5 protein-coding genes are annotated in these 2758 nt (G+C 70.2%); 4 read left to right on the top strand and 1 reads right to left on the bottom strand.

Annotation, left to right across the window (positions count from 1 at the left end; all coding sequences use genetic code 11):
- The 3 genes from E0D90_RS26865 to E0D90_RS27520 all read left to right on the top strand — a co-directional run.
- Window positions 1-308: hypothetical protein (locus E0D90_RS26865; protein WP_157996945.1), on the top strand; the 308-nt coding region annotated here is incomplete at its 5' end.
- A 102-nt stretch (window positions 309-410) separates the two neighbouring features.
- Window positions 411-593, top strand: a complete 183-nt coding sequence (locus tag E0D90_RS24855) for a hypothetical protein (protein WP_130800178.1) — start codon at window positions 411-413, stop codon at window positions 591-593.
- Between the two features lie 96 nt (window positions 594-689).
- Window positions 690-845 carry a hypothetical protein gene (locus tag E0D90_RS27520; RefSeq protein WP_194116941.1) on the top strand — a complete coding sequence of 52 codons (156 nt, stop codon included), beginning with the start codon at window positions 690-692 and terminating at the stop codon, window positions 843-845.
- Between the two features lie 38 nt (window positions 846-883).
- Here E0D90_RS27520 and E0D90_RS24850 read toward each other — a convergent pair whose 3' ends face one another.
- Complete coding sequence (locus E0D90_RS24850) at window positions 884-2002, bottom strand: serine hydrolase domain-containing protein (RefSeq protein WP_170215047.1); 1119 nt, start codon at window positions 2000-2002, stop codon at window positions 884-886.
- Window positions 2003-2174: 172 nt separating this feature from the next.
- Here E0D90_RS24850 and E0D90_RS24845 point away from each other — a divergent pair.
- The coding region (locus tag E0D90_RS24845) for a TetR/AcrR family transcriptional regulator (protein ID WP_130800176.1) at window positions 2175-2758 on the top strand (584 nt) is incomplete at its 3' end.

Here is a 2758-nt window from a genome sequence, read left to right as displayed (position 1 = left end):
CGGACGAGCCGCCCACCACCGGCCAGGACAGCACGGACGCCACGGACCACGAGGCGTACTACGGCCCGGAGGAGCCCTGGTGGGGCGAGGTCGGGCCGATCGGCGCCGTCGGCATCATCGTCGCCGGTATCGCCGTCGCGGTGTGGGCCTGGACCGGGATGCCCGGCGTGGCGGAGAACCCCGCGACGACCTACTACGAGGCCAGCCGCTTCGCCGCGATCGGCCTGGTCGTCGCGGGCACCTGGCTCCTCGCCCAACTCCGCTCCCGCCGCAGCCGCCACACCCAGCCGTCCCCGCAGGACAGCTGACCGGCGGCGCGCGGCACGAACCAGCCGTGCTCACGGCGGGCTCTTCCCGGCCCGCCCAACCGTGAGGGAGGATCGGTCTCTTCCCCGGTAGAGGAGCTGAGCATGAGCGCGGCTGCCCGTCTTCTGACGCTCGCCACGGGCGCGGCGCTCTTCGGTGCCGCGTTTCTGGCGTACGCTTTTGTCTCGGGGCCGTCTGACTGGGTGATTCCGGCGGTGATCGGGGCAGGCGCGCAATTGGGCTCAGCTCTGGCGGTGCATGGGGTGTTGAGGGGCCCCAAACGCTGAACCAGGACTCGTCACGGCCCACTGGTGGTGATCGCCGCTGTGATGATCTCCCGCGCTCCGTCAGTCGGGAGGCGTTCGAGGAGAACGGAGAAGCCGGTGAGCCGAGGGCAGCGTGTTGTCGCGGCGGGGACGGTCCTCATGGTGGCCGCCACTGTGGTCGCGGCACTCAACGGACAGCCGTGGCTGGCGTTCGTCCTCGCCGCGGGCGTGCTGTGCGGCGTCGCCGGCACGCGCATCAGCCGACGTAGCTGAGCTGCGCGGGTGCGCCGGAACGGCGCGTTCGTCGCCCGTCAGCCGTACATCGCCACGTGATGGAGAGCCGCGAGCGCGTCGTCGATGGGGTGGGGTTGCGGCGTGCCGGAGGGGCCGAGGCTGTTCCACCTCTGGAGGTTCACGGCGACGGTCATCTGCCGCTCACCGTCGGCACGGATCATGGCCAGCGTTCCAGCACCCCACACCGTGCCGCCGTGGCCCCAGAAGGTCTCCTGGCCGGGGGCCTCCATCGGGTGGAGACCGAGCCCGTAGTCGATCGTCCTTCCCTCCTGGGAGATGACCGGGACGGTGCGTTGCATCTGTGCCAGCGACGACGGACTGACGACCTCGCCGGCCAGCAGCAGACGGAAGAAGCGGTTGATGTCCGTGACGGTCGATATCAGTGAGGCCGCCGGTCCCACCCATGACATGTCGTAGACGCTGTAGTCGCGCGGGGGGTCGATCATGCCGAACCACGACTCGTAGATCTGCGAGTGCGGACCGTCGATGTGCGGCTCGGTGGGGAGTTCGGTGTCCCGGAGCCCTGCCCGCTCGATCACGGCCCGGGTGATGTACCGCTCGGCCGTGGTGCCGGTGACCCGGCCCAGGAGCTCGCCGAGTAGCAGGTAGTTGGTGTTGGAGTAGACCCCGGGCGTGCCGCCCGGTGCGCCGACGGCGGGTGCGGTGACCCCCATCTCGATCAGCTCGGTGGGGTGGAACCGGGTGAACCGGTTGTCGTCCAGGCTCTCCGGGCTGGTGTCCGCGAGGACGGGGAACGCTCTGAGGGAGGGGTAGGCGTAAGGCAGGTACTCGGCGAGGCCGCTGGTGTGGTTGATCAGCATACGGACCGTGATCGCCTCGCTGCGTCCGCCGGGAACCAGCTCCGGAAGGTACCGGCCGATCGGCGAGTCGAGGCCGATCTGACCGCTCTCGACCTGTTGCAGTACCGCGGCGGTGGTGAAGGTCTTGGTGACGCTGCCGACACGGTGTCGCATGTCGGCGGTGGCGGGGCGGCCCGTGGCGACGTCGGCGACCCCGGCGGCGCCGCGCCAGACCTGGTCGCCGTCCCATACCTCGGCGAACACGCCCGGCATACCGGCGCGTTGGACGTCCTCCAGGGCGGCGCGCAGCTTTGCGGGGTCCAGCGGGTTCTTCACGACATGCTCCCTCTCGTCGTTCCCGGGCGTTCCGCGTATGCCGCCCGGCCGGGTAACAGGGACACGCGGCCCGCTGCTGCCGGGCTGTTCGGCACGCTCATGTCCTCATTATGCACGCGGTGCGTGCAACGCCAAGTGCATGGGTTAGGCTGAGCTTCGCGAGAGGGGCGAGATGGCAGGCAGAAGACGCTGGTCGACCGAGGAGATCCTGGACGCTGCGGCCGAGTTGCTGCGCACGGGCGACGCGGAGTCGTTCAGTGTGCGCAAGCTCGCTGCCGTGCTCGGGACCGACTCCTCCAGCCTCTACCGGCACTTCCGCAGCAAGACCGAACTGCTGCGCGCGGTCGCCGACCGGATACTGCTGGCCGCCATGGACGGCTACCGCCCCGAAGGCGACTGGAAGCAGCGCATCACGGCCCTGGCCCTGCGCGTGCGGGAGGCGTTCGGCCGGCAGCCCCAACTCGCCTCGGTTTGGGGACGCTACGCGTCAGGCGGGACCGGTTCCCGGCTGGTCATGGAAGAGGTGCTTCAGGCTCTGCGCTCGACGGGACTGCCTGACGAGGAGATCCCCGCCCGATACCACCGGATCGCCGTACTCATCGCCGCGCTGGTCGCCTCCGAGGCGGGAGTCAGCACGATCACCCCCGAGGAGCACGACCACAGCATGGAGCTGTTCCGCGTCGCGGTACTCGGCGCCGACCCCGAACGGTTCCCCGCCCTGGCCCACTTCGCCCGCGACCTCCACCCCCTCGGGGC

The sequence above is a fragment of the Streptomyces otsuchiensis genome (assembly GCF_004305975.1).
GTDB classification, from domain to species: domain Bacteria; phylum Actinomycetota; class Actinomycetes; order Streptomycetales; family Streptomycetaceae; genus Streptomyces; species Streptomyces otsuchiensis.
This window is presented reverse-complemented; position numbering and strand designations above follow the sequence as displayed.

Excerpts from the sequence above, each read along its gene's own strand:
- E0D90_RS24855 (WP_130800178.1), top strand. The coding sequence starts at position 411 with ATGAGCGCGGCTGCCCGTCTTCTGACGCTCGCCACGGGCGCGGCGCTC.